Origin of the sequence: Xanthomonas euroxanthea (assembly GCF_903989455.1) — a bacterium.
GTDB classification, from domain to species: domain Bacteria; phylum Pseudomonadota; class Gammaproteobacteria; order Xanthomonadales; family Xanthomonadaceae; genus Xanthomonas; species Xanthomonas euroxanthea.
In genome coordinates this window covers 1,791,836-1,807,798 of record NZ_LR861803.1, presented here as the reverse complement: position 1 = coordinate 1,807,798, position 15,963 = coordinate 1,791,836, and the positions used below count along the sequence as shown (strand labels likewise).

Here is a 15,963-nt window from a genome sequence, read left to right as displayed (position 1 = left end):
GGAAAATTGGGCTTACGCTTAGGTTTTTCTACGGATGCACTTGGTTGCAATGGCCCTAACTGCTGCACAGTGCGCGCATTGATTAATGCCAGGTCACGCAGAAGCTGTTGACTGTGACTGCCACCAGCCTTCAATCGATTCTGAGGCACATTGGAAGGTGTGCTATCACTCATGCAAGCGCCATCTGTAAGGCTTCGATCTTCACCTTCGGCAACAAGCGTTTGGTGAAATACGCATCTTCGTAATACTTGATCTTCTCGCAGAGCACCGGACTTGGGATGCCTTCATAGAGGAAGACTTCCTTGTCAAAGCCCATCGCCTTCAACTCCTGCGGCAGCATCAAGGCGCGGCGTTGCTCGGTCTCGGAGTAGGACACGCTGCTTTGCTTGCCACTGGTTTGCGACTTGTTCTTCTTGCGCACCGTGGTGTAGCCGAGCATATCCGAGTAGTCGTTGGCATCTTGCTGCTCGCGTGGGGCGTAGACGATTTGCAAGGCATGGTTGGTGATGATCGTGCGCGAGACATCCTTGCCATAGGTCGCATCCAGCTGCGCCATGCTCTGGATGATCGGTAGCAAACGAATGTTGTAGCCGGCCATGTAGCTCACCGCGCTTGCAATGATGTCGACCCGGCCGATGGACGTGAACTCATCCATCAGCAGCAAGCATTGATGTTTGAGCGCCGGGTTGTTCTGCGGCAGCTCTTTGGTGTTGAGGTTGATGAGCTGACTAAACAGCAGGTTGATCAACAAGCGGCTTTCGGCCAGCTTGTTCGGCTGGATGCCAATGTAGATGCTCATCTTCTTCTTGCGCACATCGGTGAGCAAAAAGTCGTTGCCGCTGGTAGCTGCATCCAGGATTGGGTTGATGAACTGGTTGAGCGGCTCCTTGAACGTGCCCATGATCGAGGCGAACGTCTCTTCGGCTTGCGAGAGCAAGTTGTCAAAGGCCATCTTGGCATCGCGGCCCAGGAAGTCGCGCTGCGAGAGCTTTTTGAGGTAGCCCTTCAAGTCGCTCCCATCGCCAGACGACACGCGATAGAGCATCCCAAGGGTTGGGAACATCCAGGTGTCTTTCGGGTGCTTGCGCTTGATCTGATCGTCCAAGCTATCGAACAGATAGAGCGTAAACGCCATGAAGGCGTTGCGCGCTTGGCTCACCCAGAACTTCTGGGCGTCAGAGCCATCTGGATAGAGCATCGCCGCGATACTCATCAGATCCGACACGCGAAAGGCGGGATCGGGCGAAATGTAGCTCAGGGGGTTCCAGCGGTGCGTGCGCCCGTCTTCGGCAAAGGGGTTGAACAAAAAGACCTCTTGGCCTTGGCTCTTGCGCCAGCCGGAAGTCAGATCGAAGTTTTCCTGCTTGATGTCCAGGACCACTACCGAGCCTTGGTAGTCGAGCAAGTTGGGGATGACGATGCCCACCCCCTTGCCCGAACGCGTGGGCGCGGCCAGGATCACAAACTGTTGCCCAGGTAGGCGCACCAACTTGCCACCGTGCTTCCCAACCACGATGCCGGTTGGCGACGGTTTGAGCATGTCCTTCTTGGCCAGATCACTGCCGGAGGCAAAGCGCGCGTCGCCATGCAAGGCGGCCGCCTTTGGCTTGAACAACGGGATCAGCAGTGCGATCCAGGCCAGCAGCGGCACACCGAAGCCGAGGGCGCCAGCCAGCTTGATCTTGGTGGCATAGGGAGCGAACTGCGGGAGTTCGAGCGCTTTGACGTAAGACCAATAGGTGCCGACGCTGAGCGGCCCAGCCACTTTCAACAGCATCAGGATCAACTGACCGGAGAGGTAGACCCCTGCAATGAGGGCGAGGAGCAAGAGCGCGATGGCGACACTGAGCTTGATCTTGCCGGTCATGACGCGCTGCCTTCCATCTGTGATCCCTGGCTTGTTTGAAAACGACCGTCCGCTCGCAAGATTACAGGATCACACCGCCCGGCCAGATCGGATGGGCGTTGGCATCCGTGTAGGAATTGTCTGATCTGCACGCAGGCCAAGACACCAGCAGCGAGATCCGATGCACTATGGGCTAGGCGGATCGCTGCGCTGGGCTTTGAGCTGCAATTCGGCGACGACCTTTCGCTGCTCTTCGACGGAGAGCTTCGCGAGCGCTTGGATCGCGTCTGCCACCTCATCGGTCTCGGCGAAGAAGGCAGCCAGTGGCATGCCGAGGGCATCGGCCAGGCGCTTGGCGGTGCGCAAGTCGCACTCGTTGACGCCCTTCTCGTAGCGATTGATGCGCGTCCTGGCCACCTCAGGTGCCAGTCCAGCGGCAACACCCAAGGCTTCCTGGGTCAGATCGGCCTTTTGGCGCGCGTGACGGAGGCGGTTGGCGAAGATGAGACGAGCGTCGTCCAGATCCAAAATGTGACCACAAGCATGCAATGTGATGAATGAGCATGAGGTCTCCGACTTGCCTTGTCTGTTACTTTATCAGTAACATGGTTCCGTCAGCCAATCAACTGCGACTGCCAAGCACCAACACCGGTCATTCCCGCCGGTGTCCGGAGGCTTGCAGTCATTGAGCATGCCGGCAATCAGGGCATCCGAACCTGTCGGTCTGGTGGATCCCCAGCGCTCTTCCCTTCCTCTTTTGGAGATGCACATGTCAAAGCTTTATTTGGCCCTGGTTGGCCTGATGTCGGTCTGTTTGGCCAGCTGCTCTGGCGGCGGCCCTGCTGAGACTGAGCGAGAGCACGCTTTTTTGCAGTTCGTCAAAGCGAACAGCAACGAAGAGGCGCGTATCGAAGACTTCGAGAGTAACCAGTGCACGAAGGCAGAAGGTGCGCCCAGCTACACCTGTGACGTAAGCGCCAAGATTGAAGCCATGGAGCGGGACTTTGGTCATCAAATGGATGGGGTCTACACCTTCACCAAGGTGGGCGGCACTTGGAAGATCACCGGCCGCGTCCAATAGCCGTCCATTTGCAATCAACGATGGTCCCATTCTGTTCTCAGGAGTTCACATGACCGTTAGCACGTTTCTCATCTTGCTTGCCCTGGGCACAGCGGTGCTGGTCGCCGTTGCCGTCAATCGGGCTGACCGATTGCGCAACCAGCGGGAGGCCTTTGGGCGGGAGTTTGATCGCTCCTATTTTGGGCGACAAGGCGCTTTGGCGATCTCGATTGAGCGGTCGCGGTTGAAGATTCGTGCCGGCAGGGCAGTGAAGATCTACCCGTTGATGGATGTCCGCTCTTGGGAGAAGCACTGGCACAACTCAAGGCGGGAGGGAACGATCACAGTCAGCGTTCGGGATGTGGATCATCCAGTCTGGACGATCAAGTTCGGCAGCGAGCGCGAGATGAACCAGTGGTATGAGATCTTGAGTCAGGCGATCAATGAGGGCGAGAAGCTCTGACCGACTTCTGTGCAGCCATGACGTCGCCGCCTTGACGATTAGTGATTCTCTGATACGAATCATGGTATGAACCAGAACTCAAAAATCCATAAAAGAACATTGAAGGCCAGCTCGTCGCTTGACCGCGACGAGCTGCATTTCCGCGAGGAGCTTCTGACGCATTGCGTCGAAGAATTCCTGGAAAAGGGCTTTGGCCTAGACCCCCACCTTGAACAAGCACTCGATGGATATCGAGCTGGCCGCTACGACATGCCTGCATTGCAGCGCGAGATCATGCGCCCTTATCTACACTGATTGATCAGACATCGCCTCACCAGCTCGGTCTCCCGTCCTGACATCACTGCGTTGATTCTGGGGCGCGGGCACCCGATTGGCGCCGCGCGCAAGAAGTCTTTCTGCAAACGCTCGCTCCGCCGTGTGGCCTTCTGGGACACCCATGAGCACTCCACCAGAACGGTAGCGGGTGAGCAGCGATGCGAAGCCGGCTTCGCCATCGACCAGTGCTGGACTGTCTGCACGCATGTCCTGTGTTGCCGTTGTTACTGGATAAGGCTCGTCTACTCGGTCTTGAACATCCACCTTCGACAGGTGAGCATTGATCTGAGCGGCGACCATTGCTCGGACCCACTCCACCTCAACCCTTCCATTGATGGGCCCATCCAGCTCGCGGGTCTTGGCGGCCAGACCCTCCGGGCCCAACTTCCTTGTCGTGCTCAGCAAGTGGGCATAGAAGTGGCGAGGATCGCCTTCGACCGGCGCGTGTGAGCTTGCCTGGACTGCAAAGCCATACCGATCCACCAAGCGTTGAGCCAGGTCTTCGATGAGATCCCAGCGCTGCGCATGATTCAACTCGTGCGGGAGCGAAACGCAGAAGTTTCGGCACAGCGTGCTGTCCTTGCGCTTCTCCGCAGCTTCCGCAGCCGTCCAAAGCATCTGAGGATCATCAGCCCAGACCGGGGAACCTGCTGGAACAAAGCATCGACTTCTGAGGACGCCTCGGCGCGCTCTATAGTCGTGAAGCTTTCCGCCTGGGTCAGTGAGCAGCATTGCACCGCGATACGCGGCTGCCGCAACGGCGGATTGATTTTTAGAACGACTGAAAGTTTTGACGCGAACATGAAAGATAGCCATATGTAGTCCAGTGAGTGAAGGTCGCTCCTGTATGACCTCAAGTTTTCTCCTGGCCAGAGCACGTAAATATAAAAATCGCGGTCCAATAGAACGCCTAATAGTGATGGTTTTTAGGCCCCGCAAATATCATTTATTTAACGTTTACATTTCAATAACGAAGAATGGCCGGAATTGAACTCCGCGCAAACGCCTAATCTAGCTCTTATAATAAAATATAATAAGGCGCCCTTTAGGCGTCTATTTTGGAAAAAAATAAACACTATAAAAAGTTGCCTAGTGTTTTCTTTTGAATATTGGCTAAACCGCCTGGGCACAAGCATTCTTCTAAGTTAAGCCCGCTAATTTTAAATGCGCCGATACTCCTTATTCACATCAATCTTCAAGACGCCGAGGCGTCGGCCAAATTCATTATTTCAATTTTTTTATCCTTGACAGTTTAAAGACTGACGTTATCGCTGGATCATCTTCAACCCAAAGGAAAGTCGATGACTCCAAAGCAAAACAAACCACCCGTTGTCCCTCTCATCAATGATGGCGAACAACTTCACTTCAAATCCATCCAAGTCGGAAAGACGCTGTTTAATGACGTCACCGTTCGCGGAAGACAAGCCGCAATCCAATTGAGCGAAATGCTACAAAGTGCATGGCAAACTTTCTGTGCATCTCGTGCTCGCCGCCCTCGATCACGCTATCCAGAAGCACTTCCCACGGGATCACCTGCCCGGCTGCTGTCTGTTGAGATCGCGGATTACCTCAAAGACATGGCGAGGCGTGATCTCCAAGACACCACCATCAACTCCGCCGCCCGATCCCTCAAAATTTTGCGTCTGACCTGTGGCGATGTGCCGGTGTCGCAGATCGACCACCAACACATTCACCAGATGTGGGATGTGTTGCGATGGGCACCGCCTGGCTTGACCAGCAATTCCCGGTTCGAGTCGATGAGTGTCGAAGACATCATTCGCGAAGGAGCCGCACTCAATGTGCCCTGCCCCGCAAGCGCCACGACCGAGCTGCATCGTCGGATGGTCACAAGCTTTTTCAATGCGTTGCTCAAAACGCAAGCTGTTGCGCACTCGCCGATGGCAGCGTTCAAGCCCAAGAAGCCATCGCTCCTCACCAACACCACAACGCCATCCAGGCTCTTGTCGTCCAGTGACATTCAGAAGATCTTCGATTCTGCGACCTTCAATGCTTGGGCGTCTAAGTTCCCTCATCGGTGGTGGGGACCGATCTTAGGCCTTTACACAGGCGCACGTATCAATGAGGTCGCGCAACTGAAAGTTGCCGACATCATGTTGGAACAAGGTCAATGGTGCATGGCCATCCGGATGACGGCAGACGATGATCTTGCCCAGTCTAACGGTGCTCAAACCCGCCAACGCCTGAAAGGCAAGAGCGCGATCCGCAAGATCCCGTTGCATCCTGAGGTGATCAATGCCGGCTTCTTGGATTTCATTGCCGACATCAAGGCCTGCGGCCATCCCAGACTGTTCCCGCACTTATCCGCCGGCAAGAACAAGAAAAGCGGCGCGAGCAATTGCCGGTATAGCCAAGGACTCCTCAATCAGTTCAGTGACTACCTCAAAGATCTTGGCTTTGCCAAAGGTATTGGCTTCCATGGTTTCCGCCACACCTTGGCCACAGAGCTTCATGCGGCAGGCATCACGCCTCAGGACATTGCGTTGCTCACGGGTCATTCGCTGGTTAAAAGCGTGCCAGTGCTGCAAGACCACTACATCCACAAATCGTCAGGCAATGTTATGCAAAGACAGCTCGCGGCACTCTCGCTCTATCAGCCGAGCGTCCAATTGCCCACGTATCAACGAGGCCAGTTCAAAGAGAAGCTGCGTAAAGGCGCAAAGATGTATCCTTAAGAAGAGCCATGACAGCTACCAACACCATGCTGCATAGATGCGGCATGGTTTGACATCTCGTTCGAATCAGTGACGACCACACGCAAGCTGCACGCCGCAGCAGTCACACTTTAGAGCACTGCGCTAATCACTGCGCATGCGCTTGCTAAATCCGCGCCTGCCCTTCAAACGCACTGCATTCACCAAGCACCGATGCATGTCTTAGCAAGCACAATTGCTGCCATAGGGAAGTCAAGCCAGGCGTCGCTTAGCCTCGCTATGTGCGAGGTCAGTTTGCCAGCTAAGTCAACAAACGCACGGAGGTCTATTCCAAGGCTAGCAAGGGACACTTCCGCGTGCTCTTAGCAACTTGTCAGTGTGGCCACCTCACTCGAAGCGGCTTTACATCCCCCTCATCACCCAGAAACTCGGTCAAGTTCTCTGGGAGCCCCAACGTCCAAGACCCCAATACAGCGCACCACTGGCCAACAAGTAAGGAATTAGCACTAAGAGCGAGACCATCAACATCCATTCGAATTTACCGAGCGAGTCAACTGCCCGCTCCCATCGCTCCGGCTTAGCCGCTCTTCGACTGGCATCTGCACGATGCTCCTGCATCAGCAGGTCCGAGCGCATGGCCCAGTAGACCTCACGCTTGATGATCTCCTGCTCTCTCTGCTGAGGCGTCGGCCAAACAACCTGTGTGTAGCTCCACTTCGCCTCGTCGCAATACCACACCACCTCTGGGTCTTTGCGTTGCATGGCTCCGATGCAATCATCAATGGCGCTGAGTGCACGAAACCGAAAAGCATCCTCAATTGCCCAACTCTGTTCGGCACTTCGCTGGGAATTGCGACTATCAATTTCGGCCATCAGGAGCTTGACAAAGATAGATGAGCCAAGACAGATCATGATGCCCATGAGCATCATGAAGCTAATGCGCCGCCACACGGTTCTTCTGCTCTGACCCAGCAATTGGCAAAACAGAGCGAAGCTCGTCTTGGATACTTCCGCAATCAGATCGGTTGCACTCATTACAGCACCAGGGCCACGGCGTGCTATCTGGTCACCCAACCTACGCAAACGCAAACGCCCGCCTGCCATTCCGCGACGAAGGACACAGTTCCACCCACACTCGATGAGCTGGCTAGAAGCATGGCTGAGACTGGGCTCTAGAACCCGCACAGAAATTTCGCAAAAATGCCAATGGACTGATTTAACAAAATCCTCGTTTGGCGAAAACTCGCTAGAAGCTTGACGATGAACGCCGCAGTTACGAAGCTAGGCCTATTCTGCACCTGAGCCCACGGATGAGCCGCCCGCATCTATCTAAATCCATCGACCAACTCGAAGAGCTTTACGCTGCATCCATTTCCGACGAGGCCACACTTGCCGAACTCGCGGAAGAACTTGGCTTTCGCCGAACTCCGCGTGCTAAGGAGCTTGCTACGGAGGTGGTCAATGCCTTGAATCGCTCCCGAGCACAGGGTCGGGCTGACAGCGCACACAACCATGCACCGCCTGCGCCACGCGCCGCCCCAACCGAGCCAACGCGCCCTCGTCCTGAGCCGAGCGATATGGCGGGGCAGCAGGCTGGGCCCGCCATCTCCCCGCCTGACCTCGAACCAGTGAACTACACCAATCGCGCTCCCGACATTCTGGATGCCTGGTCGGCTCTGGAAGTGTTGTCTCCTACCACCTTCAAGCGCCGAGCAGAACTTGCGAGCAACATTGCGCAGAATATCGTCTCGATTGGACCAGAGCTGCCTTGGGATGGCGGCTCCGCCCGCTCCAAGCCCAACTTCAAGGTCTACTTTCATATCATCCTCGGAACGCTTGCAGCCGAGCCCGCTTTCGGCAAGCTTCTCACGCGTTTTCAAGAGGCACGCCCCAACCCGCCCAACATCAAGGGCGAAGTCGTTCTGGCATCGATCTTGGTCGACAAAAACGGACTTCTGGCTGGCGAAATGCCGGTGTCCATCTCGGCTTTTGGCTGGGGCTTACCTGTTGCGCTCGAAGGCTCATTGCAAAGCTTGGCTGCTTGGACACAGGAGGAAGGACGCCTGATTGAAGGTCTGACCAAGCAGCTCCGCCCCGACCCAAGTGGGACGGATACGCCGATCGCTTACGCCACGCTTCAAAAGGCGTTCTCCTGGCTGGTGCAAACCCTCAAACTCCCTGCCAACATTGTGCAAGGCCCACAATTTGCCGTCGCTGCCTATATAGGCTTTCGTAGCAACCTCGTCCCGGACCCGCTCCTGCTCAACAGCTTCTTCTTGCGCGATCTGGCCCGAGCCAAGGATCGCGCAATGCGTCAGGCGCTTCCACCCGCATTAGCGCGCTTCTTAGGCCAGACGAAGCCCTCAGAACGCCATGATCTTTTGCATGATCCCCAAGCGCTCGACCAAGCGTTGTCACCCGCTACTACGCCCTTGGGGCGCTGGATCACCCCACCCAACCAGCGTCCTGCGCTCTTACAGCAGGTGGCGGTGAACCTGGCCTCGCAGTTGCCTAAGACGAACCCGTTGCTTGGCGTCAATGGCCCTCCTGGCACGGGCAAGAGCACGCTACTGCGCGATGTTGTGGCCGATCAGCTGACGCGTCGGGCTGAGGCCATGTGCGCCTTCGATGATCCCAAAAAGGCCTTCAAATCTGCATGGAGTAAACGCATCCGAGGTGAAAACCAGGAGCTATTTTCTCTCGATCTGTCGCTTCGTGGTTTCGAAATGGTCGTGGCAAGCTCGAACAACAAAGCAGTCGAGAACATCAGCGAAGAGATCCCGGCAGTCGGCTCCATAGCCAAGGAAAGCACGCTTCGTTACTTCGAGCCTTTGGCAACCCAGCTGCTTGGCAAAGATGCCTGGGGTCTTTCGGCAGCTGTCCTGGGGAACGGCACCAATCGCTCCCGCTTTCGAAAGGCGTTTTGGACAGAATCGCACCTCTCGTTCAAGACCTACCTGGAACGCGTTAGTGGCATCACGCCGCGCCAAGAATCTGATCGCGAAGGCCTAGCTGAGCTTTGCCAAGCCCCTGCAAATCCAGTTGAGGCAATGACGCGTTGGCAGCAAGCGAAACAGCACTTCCAAGCTTGCTCAGCGCAAGTGCGCAAGCGCTTGGCGGAATTGGAGTCGCTTCGACAGGCACTCGGTGCGCTGCCTAATCTACGGGAGCGCGAGCAATATGCCTCGCGACAAAGGACCGATGCTGAGCGAAATGCTGCCATAGCTATGGAGACTTGGCAGACAGCGCAATCGACATCAAGCGACGCTAGAAGCCAGCTTGAAAGCAGCGAGGAAGCGCTGAGCCAACACGAACGCAATCGTCCCAGTCTGTTCGCCCTGAAACGCCTGTTTGGTTCGAGCGGCGCTAAACAGTGGGAAGCCACGCGCACACCTCTTGCTCGCGCTCATGATCAAGCACAAGGAGCCCATCGGAAAGCAAAATTAGAAGAAGATGCTGCGCTCGAAGCATCTGAGCAAGCGCAAAAAGTTATCCGTAATGCCAGCGCATCTCACGCCACGGCAAAGGCTGCACTGAACAATGCCCTTGCTCAATGCGGAAGCATTCAAGTGGGCGAAGGCGCTTGCGTGCTTGATGCGAGCTTCCATGATCTTGCGCACGGCGCTAAGAATTTGGCGTTGCCTTGGCTAGATCGCGATCTTCAAACCCAGCGTTCTGAGCTGTTTGAAGCGGCCATGGATGTCCACCGGGCGTTCATCGATGCGGCAGCCTTACCACTCCTTCGCAACTTGAATGGGCTTGTCGGCAGCAACTTCAAACTTGGCGCCGATCGCAAGCAACTAGCAGCAGATCTCTGGGCGAGCTTATTCCTTGTGGTGCCAGTCATTTCCACTGCTTTTGCATCAGTCGAGCGCATGCTCAATCAGCTTCCTGATGAGAGCCTAGGTTGGTTGCTCGTCGACGAAGCTGGCCAGGCGACGCCGCAGTCGACGGTTGGTGCACTGCTTCGCACCAAGCATGCGCTCATTGTGGGCGATCCAGTGCAAGTAGAGCCTGTGGTCCCGCTGCCGCCCGTGCTCACGCAAGCGGTGATGCGCGAGTTCAAGGTTGATTCGGATCGCTTTGCTGCTCCTAACGCTTCTGCCCAAACGCTTGCTGACGACGGAAGCCTGCATTGCGCGCGCTTTGAAACCACATCAGGTTCTCGCGCGGTTGGCGCGCCGCTGTTGGTGCACAGGCGCTGCGCCTCGCCGATGTTTGAAATTTCCAATCGTGTGGCCTACAACAACCTCATGGTCCAAGCCAAAGTGCCTGGTGCTTCGATCATCCGGGATGTCTTGGGTCCTTCACGCTGGATCGATGTTCGCGGAAGTGGGCGCGATAAGTATTCGCCTGAGGAAGGCGAGCAAGTGGTAGCGCTCCTGCGAGCGCTGCACGCAGCTAGCATCAAGCCTGATCTCTATATTGTCACGCCATTCGTCGTGGTGCAGGACGAACTTCGAGACTTGGTCCGCCGCTCAGGCTTACTCAACGGCTGGGTGGATAGCCCTTATGAGTGGACCAAAGAGCGCATCGGGACCGTACACACTGTCCAAGGTCGCGAAGCCCAAGTTGTGATCTTCGTGCTGGGCGCTCCGCAAGCTGCCCAGCATGGTGCACGAGGATGGGCTGGATCTACTCCAAATGTGCTCAATGTTGCGGTCACTCGCGCGAAGGAGGCGCTCTATGTGGTTGGTAACAGATCACTTTGGAGCGGTGTTGGTCACTTTGCGGTGCTTGATCAAATGCTCTAAGAATCAGCGCTCTCCACCAGCCACATCGATCTGGATCGACTTTTGATGGAAGGAAATCAAATGAACCAATGCTTGCAAGATGTTCGCGATGTGCTGCTATTTCCTCTTCCAAAGGAGGTGGTGGACCGAATCCAAATGCTCTGCAAATTTGGGCTAAAGCCCTCTGAGATCATTGTGATCATTCAACAAAAGTTTTTCACAGCTAATCAGAAGCAAGCTCAGGCCCATGAGGAGCAGCTAAGAAGTGAGGGCGAAAAACAATGGCCTAGTGTGGAGCGTATTCGCCAACTTCGCGCCCTACAATTTATGGTGAGCTACGAAAATCGCGCTTGGCAGACCTTGATCACGCAACTCCTAATGGAAGACACAGTTGATGTTCGAGAAATGGTTGAGCTCTTCAATCTCTTCACACAAAATGGAATGCTCACAATCCAATCCGCACGAACGCATCTGAAACAGATGCGTTCGCCAAAGCAGTCGATGTGACCAATGTGTCACCTGTAAGCCCCGCCATACTGGCAGCGTGGATCAGAGTAGAACCACCAAAACGTGCCGTTGGATTGCACACGAACCAATCAATGAAACTGTTCGCAACCGCCCGCTGCTCATCGCAAAGCCCCAGAAGATCGCGCACGTCGAACGGCACTATCTTGTCGTGACCAGCCACATGCAGAGCCAAGCGTGCTAAGCGACGCTGACCTCGGGTTTGATCAGCAATGTATTCAACAAAAGATGCGCCATTCATAAGATATACAAGCCATATTCTCCATCGTCAGCTTGCCCTTCTTTCGCGAATTCCCGCAATTCGACCACTCGCCCATCGCTCCAAGACAGCAGCTGGCGGCGATCAATGGCACAGTAGTCCAAGCAAGCTCTGACCAACACCCGCTCGACAGCGCCAAGTTCAAGCACTTCGATGAGTGAGACAGGATAGAGATCAGGATCGTAGAGTAGGTTCAATGCCACTCGAGCCATCACGGATCGATCTGATCCGCTCGGCATGCGATCAATATGCTCGACTAGATTTGCGGGATGAAACATAAGCCCTCCTGAGAGCAAGCTATGCTCAAAATGGCATCTGTCAAGCTTCGGCTGCTTCAGGTAATGCCACTGCTTTCAAGGAGCTGAAAGAACGACGGATCCCTAGGGGCCGTCGCTTGAATTATTTCTTCTTGCCCTTTGCCAGTTTGCTTGGCTTAATGCTGATCTGGCGACCCTTCTCGACTTCAGCCGTGCGCGCGTTGAAGCGCTCTCGTTCATTCGATCCAGTTGGAGGTAGATCTTGAATGCCCCCAAAGACTAGGAGCAGCCAGAGAATTTCTGCATGATGCCTGGGGTCTCAATGACAGGCATGAATGATGTGGGTTGTTGAAGTTAGCGGTGAGCGCCCTACCCTCCAAGCGCTCGAAGCAAGCCGGATCGAGGGGTCGCCCCTCCAAGAGGTCGATAGCGTCTATCGGCTGGATGCTGCTCGCTTTGAAGGCTTGCAAGGGCCTTCTGAGGTCAGGCGCAGAGGCGAAGAACTGTTGGCGAGCCTGCGCATCTACCAAGTCTTGTATGCGCTTGCGCCCGGTCAAATCGGACTGGGCCAAGTCCGCGAGATCGTTCAAGGGCAGACTACAACTCACCATGTGGCCATCGTTGAAAGTTTGGTTGTTTCGATGTCGTTGGTCAGCATCCAGCTGGGCGATGGGCCCATTGTGTATGCCAAGCAGTCGTCCGGCCCCGCCTTTAATCAGTTCGAAGCCGCTTTTCAAGGCGGACGCCTGGGCGAGCAACTTAAAAGCTATCTCGCTCAACCTATAAATGATTGGACCAATCTGGCACGCATCATCGAGCTGATCAAGCACGCAGTTGGAGGCCCTAAGGCGCTTGAATCGCGCGGCTGGGTTTCTCAAAAAGACCTCAAGAGGTTCGACCACACCGCCAACCACCCCTCATCGGGACCGACTGCTCGGCATAGCGCAGACAGAACCTTGCCGCCTGATGCTCCAATGACACTTGACGAAGGAAAAGCGCTTGCACTGTCGCTGACGCGCAACTGGCTGCTCGCCCAAGCAAGTTCGACAGGAAGCCTATGAACATGCTCCAAGCCCAAAGGAACCACGCCGATGTATAGCCTTCTGGTCACTGCTGATGAAACGGCCTGGGACGGCACCAGCTTCACCTACACCTATCCACGCAGTCGCTTCTTGGAATACACCAACGAGTCAGTCGCCGCGCGGTTCAAGGAACTCAACTCCGAGCAGATCGAACATCTGCTAGACCTGCCATGCCTGTTTGCCTACGAAGGCCGAGAGAATATGCAGCTTGGTCGACTGACCAGCATCAAGTTGCACGGTCGAGATGTGGTAATTGGCTTTCAAATCGATCCGGATATTGCGCCAATCCCCTTCGAACACATCGACCCAATCCAGCATCGCCTGGATATCCGCGGCTGGGAAATGAACCGGACGCACTGGGCGATCAAGGAGGCAGATCTCTTTGAGGAGCTTGCTGGTGCCGGCTTGCTTAACGATCTTCGCAACCCCGAACCCAGCCGCGTCGATCTTCCTCCCCCAGTGCACCCACAGCACAGCGCATCGTCAGTGGCTGAATTCGTCGATATCGTGCTTGCAATGCCCAAGCACGGCAAAGAAATTTTCTATCGAGGGCACTCCAATCGCGACAGCTATCGACTGGAACCTTCCGTCTTTCGCAAGGATGGTGCGGGTAATCCTCTTCACCTGCGCCAAGAGCATCAGCTCTACAACGAGCTGATCCTTTCTCATTCCGGAGAGTTCCAGGGCGACCAATACACCTTAGATCGACTTGTGCGCATGCAGCACTACTCTTTACCGACTCGCCTTCTAGATATCACCTCCAACCCGCTCATTGCTTTGTTTTTTGCGTGCAAGAGTGTTTCAAAAAGTGGGCAAGCCCAAGAGGTTCCTGGCGAAGTGATCTTGCTCTCGCTGAAACAAGCCTCAATCAAATATTTCGACTCTGATACCGCGAGCTGCCTGGCCAACCTGGCGAGATTGCCGCAAGCGGAAAAGGATGCAATTGACTACACGCTGGACACCGATGCGTTCAATGCACAAGAGCCGATCCGGAAGCTCTTACACCTCATCCGACAGGAAAAACCCCATTTCACGCCACAAATCAATCCAGAGGATCTGGGCAGCGTTGTGTGCGTGAAGAGCAAACGGAGCAACGACCGGATCTCGTTTCAGTCAGGCGCCTTCTTGCTGTTCGGACAGGATGCGACCTTGGATGAGGAAGGCAGCGACAAGATTGGCATTGAGCGCATTGAGATCCGCAACAAGCGAGGGATCTTGAAGGAATTGGATCAGCTCAACATCACTGAGCCAACGGTCTTCCCGCGCATCGAGACCTCCGCTCTCTACATCGCTGAGAAGTTTCGCTTCAAGCAGGAAGAGCAAGCGTAGCCGCCGCTATGGGTGCGCATCATGACAGTTGCACAGCGATCAATCGGTTGCACAGTCGTCTTCGGGCACACCAATGGCAAAGGTCAGGTCAAAACCCCCCTTAATTCCACCGGACCATTCGAAGAGGGTCATCCTTACCGAATGGCGTCCAATGATGGTGACCTGATCCACTTCAATCTCAAAAGGTAGATCCTGCGCGTAAGCAAAGGGAAGCGCTTTTCTGAGAAGCTCATGACAGAGCAAGCCAAAGTGCCTAGTGGCATTCTCTTGTTCCTCCGGTCGATTGACATTGAGCTTCAAGCGAAGCTCTTTGACGATGAACGCGTCTCCGGAGATGTAGTAGCCCACATTGTTGGGCAAGATCCCCGTGCCCAATTCCACCATGCCAGACGCAGCCAGCCACTCCCTATCATCCGCCCGATAGTAAGGCCGCGTCTTCAACCCTTGGGATGAAAGAAAGCCCATCGCGTCTTCGGGTAGCCAACCCACCACAGGCTGGACGCGATGAGGATTTTTCTGACGGCAACGGGTCTTCTTGACCTCCAACACCGACGCCTCAACTTCGGAAAAGCTTGAAGGCGCAAAGCGCCCTGCATGGCGCTGCCACTGCCGCCACGCGGGCATATCCAACCCTAAGTGGCGCAGAAACTTGGCGCTTGCATATCGCGCAAGCTTGGGTGCTTTGCTTTGATACTTAAAAGCGACCAACACACTCTCGGCAACCAAGTAAGCATTGAGAAGGAACAAGAAAGGTAGCAGCAGTAGGCCCAATATGATGGGCAACAGGAACTCCCGAACGGTCTGCATCTTGGCGAAATCGTTGAAATCGACCGTGATGTGAAAGATCGACTTTCCCAGCATCAGAAGGCCGAGTGCAATTAGCAAGGCATTGGCCCCGCGATGCACGAGGCGTTGGGAAGGCTCTTTGGCGCTTACAGCGCTCAGTAAGGCCAGCAAAAACGCACCGCCGGCGATGAAAAATTCCACCCAAAGCGGAAATGTGTCGACTGCTGCGAGGAAGTCCACAACAACGGCAACACCGATAACCTCCCCCAGTGCGCGTTGGAAGAAGCTCGCGTCGTCTTCCACCTTATGGACATTGAACACCGCAACGCAGGCAGAACCGAAGGCCCAAATCAACGTCGTTTTTAGGTTGGCAATCCCCCACCAGCCGAGATGCCAAAGCCCCAATATGATCGGTGCGATGTAGGCAAACAGTAGCGCCAGAACTGAAACAATGCTGGGCTGGCCCAGGGCTTTCAGGAGGGCCCAGGAAGCCTGCCTTAAATTGGCACTTAGAAGCACCCCAATGAGGGCAATGGTTAGCCAAATCACCAATGCCCATTCACGATTATCCAGTGCCATCGATCGAGCTACCCCCAACGGCTTTTACTCGGCGCCGAAGTGCCCCGCCGAGATGAT

Annotated in this window: 14 protein-coding genes; 8 read left to right on the top strand and 6 right to left on the bottom strand. The window is 55.2% G+C overall.

Features of this window, described 5'->3' with window-relative positions; genetic code table 11:
• Positions 1-169: 169 nt before the first annotated feature.
• Positions 170-1,867 carry a type IV secretory system conjugative DNA transfer family protein gene (locus tag H7A86_RS07760; RefSeq protein ID WP_180708073.1) on the bottom strand — a complete coding sequence of 566 codons (1,698 nt, stop codon included), beginning with the start codon at positions 1,865-1,867 and terminating at the stop codon, positions 170-172.
• A gap of 165 nt (positions 1,868-2,032) precedes the next feature.
• Positions 2,033-2,374: a helix-turn-helix domain-containing protein gene (locus H7A86_RS07755; protein ID WP_119132297.1), complete on the bottom strand. Its 342-nt coding sequence runs from the start codon at positions 2,372-2,374 to the stop codon at positions 2,033-2,035.
• A 235-nt stretch (positions 2,375-2,609) separates the two neighbouring features.
• Between H7A86_RS07755 and H7A86_RS07750 the strand changes: the two genes are divergently transcribed.
• The 3 genes from H7A86_RS07750 to H7A86_RS07740 all read left to right on the top strand — a co-directional run bounded on the left by H7A86_RS07750 (position 2,610) and on the right by H7A86_RS07740 (position 3,663).
• Positions 2,610-2,927, top strand: coding sequence for a hypothetical protein (locus H7A86_RS07750; RefSeq protein ID WP_180708134.1), 318 nt, complete (start codon positions 2,610-2,612; stop codon positions 2,925-2,927).
• A gap of 49 nt (positions 2,928-2,976) precedes the next feature.
• Positions 2,977-3,369 carry a hypothetical protein gene (locus H7A86_RS07745; protein ID WP_116906818.1) on the top strand — a complete coding sequence of 131 codons (393 nt, stop codon included), beginning with the start codon at positions 2,977-2,979 and terminating at the stop codon, positions 3,367-3,369.
• 66 nt (positions 3,370-3,435) lie between these two features.
• Positions 3,436-3,663, top strand: a complete 228-nt coding sequence (locus tag H7A86_RS07740) for a hypothetical protein (RefSeq protein WP_119132298.1) — start codon at positions 3,436-3,438, stop codon at positions 3,661-3,663.
• Here H7A86_RS07740 and H7A86_RS07735 read toward each other — a convergent pair.
• Entirely contained in the window at positions 3,655-4,500 is an 846-nt protein-coding gene (locus tag H7A86_RS07735; RefSeq protein WP_116907041.1) for a MobA/MobL family protein, read from the bottom strand. The two genes, H7A86_RS07740 and H7A86_RS07735, sit on opposite strands and share 9 nt — an antisense overlap.
• A gap of 485 nt (positions 4,501-4,985) precedes the next feature.
• On the opposite strand from H7A86_RS07735, the gene H7A86_RS07730 reads away from it, so the two are divergent.
• Positions 4,986-6,377: a site-specific integrase gene (locus H7A86_RS07730; RefSeq protein ID WP_232099288.1), complete on the top strand. Its 1,392-nt coding sequence runs from the start codon at positions 4,986-4,988 to the stop codon at positions 6,375-6,377.
• A gap of 411 nt (positions 6,378-6,788) precedes the next feature.
• Here the strand turns inward: H7A86_RS07730 and H7A86_RS07725 are convergent, their stop codons facing one another.
• A complete protein-coding gene (locus H7A86_RS07725; RefSeq protein WP_119132299.1) occupies positions 6,789-7,391 on the bottom strand; it encodes a hypothetical protein in 603 nt (200 codons plus the stop codon).
• Between the two features lie 593 nt (positions 7,392-7,984).
• Here H7A86_RS07725 and H7A86_RS07720 point away from each other — a divergent pair.
• Together H7A86_RS07720 and H7A86_RS07715 are read left to right on the top strand one after the other, a co-directional pair.
• Positions 7,985-11,110, top strand: coding sequence for a DEAD/DEAH box helicase (locus H7A86_RS07720; protein WP_232099287.1), 3,126 nt, complete (start codon positions 7,985-7,987; stop codon positions 11,108-11,110).
• A 45-nt stretch (positions 11,111-11,155) separates the two neighbouring features.
• Positions 11,156-11,596 (top strand): hypothetical protein, encoded by a 441-nt coding sequence (locus tag H7A86_RS07715; protein WP_147421358.1) that lies wholly within the window; start codon positions 11,156-11,158, stop codon positions 11,594-11,596.
• A 255-nt stretch (positions 11,597-11,851) separates the two neighbouring features.
• Here the strand turns inward: H7A86_RS07715 and H7A86_RS07710 are convergent, their stop codons facing one another.
• Positions 11,852-12,151 (bottom strand): hypothetical protein, encoded by a 300-nt coding sequence (locus H7A86_RS07710; RefSeq protein WP_147421359.1) that lies wholly within the window; start codon positions 12,149-12,151, stop codon positions 11,852-11,854.
• Between the two features lie 317 nt (positions 12,152-12,468).
• On the opposite strand from H7A86_RS07710, the gene H7A86_RS07705 reads away from it, so the two are divergent.
• Positions 12,469-13,191, top strand: a complete 723-nt coding sequence (locus H7A86_RS07705) for a hypothetical protein (RefSeq protein WP_147421360.1) — start codon at positions 12,469-12,471, stop codon at positions 13,189-13,191.
• A gap of 30 nt (positions 13,192-13,221) precedes the next feature.
• On the top strand, positions 13,222-14,541 hold the full coding sequence (locus tag H7A86_RS07700; RefSeq protein ID WP_119132304.1) for an FRG domain-containing protein: 1,320 nt from the start codon (positions 13,222-13,224) through the stop codon (positions 14,539-14,541).
• 39 nt (positions 14,542-14,580) lie between these two features.
• Here H7A86_RS07700 and H7A86_RS07695 read toward each other — a convergent pair whose 3' ends face one another.
• Entirely contained in the window at positions 14,581-15,906 is a 1,326-nt protein-coding gene (locus tag H7A86_RS07695; protein ID WP_147421361.1) for a hypothetical protein, read from the bottom strand.
• Between the last annotated feature and the right edge of the window lie 57 nt (positions 15,907-15,963).

What these genes read in the sequence shown, in the direction of transcription:
- H7A86_RS07760 (WP_180708073.1), bottom strand. Translation starts at nt 1,867, where the DNA reads ATGACCGGCAAGATCAAGCTCAGTGTCGCCATCGCGCTCTTGCTCCTC.
- H7A86_RS07750 (WP_180708134.1), top strand. Translation starts at nt 2,610, where the DNA reads ATGCACATGTCAAAGCTTTATTTGGCCCTGGTTGGCCTGATGTCGGTC.
- H7A86_RS07745 (WP_116906818.1), top strand. Translation starts at nt 2,977, where the DNA reads ATGACCGTTAGCACGTTTCTCATCTTGCTTGCCCTGGGCACAGCGGTG.
- H7A86_RS07740 (WP_119132298.1), top strand. Translation starts at nt 3,436, where the DNA reads ATGAACCAGAACTCAAAAATCCATAAAAGAACATTGAAGGCCAGCTCG.
- H7A86_RS07735 (WP_116907041.1), bottom strand. Translation starts at nt 4,500, where the DNA reads ATGGCTATCTTTCATGTTCGCGTCAAAACTTTCAGTCGTTCTAAAAAT.
- H7A86_RS07730 (WP_232099288.1), top strand. Translation starts at nt 4,986, where the DNA reads ATGACTCCAAAGCAAAACAAACCACCCGTTGTCCCTCTCATCAATGAT.
- H7A86_RS07725 (WP_119132299.1), bottom strand. Translation starts at nt 7,391, where the DNA reads ATGAGTGCAACCGATCTGATTGCGGAAGTATCCAAGACGAGCTTCGCT.
- H7A86_RS07715 (WP_147421358.1), top strand. Translation starts at nt 11,156, where the DNA reads ATGGAAGGAAATCAAATGAACCAATGCTTGCAAGATGTTCGCGATGTG.
- H7A86_RS07710 (WP_147421359.1), bottom strand. Translation starts at nt 12,151, where the DNA reads ATGTTTCATCCCGCAAATCTAGTCGAGCATATTGATCGCATGCCGAGC.
- H7A86_RS07705 (WP_147421360.1), top strand. Translation starts at nt 12,469, where the DNA reads ATGTGGGTTGTTGAAGTTAGCGGTGAGCGCCCTACCCTCCAAGCGCTC.
- H7A86_RS07700 (WP_119132304.1), top strand. Translation starts at nt 13,222, where the DNA reads ATGTATAGCCTTCTGGTCACTGCTGATGAAACGGCCTGGGACGGCACC.
- H7A86_RS07695 (WP_147421361.1), bottom strand. Translation starts at nt 15,906, where the DNA reads ATGGCACTGGATAATCGTGAATGGGCATTGGTGATTTGGCTAACCATT.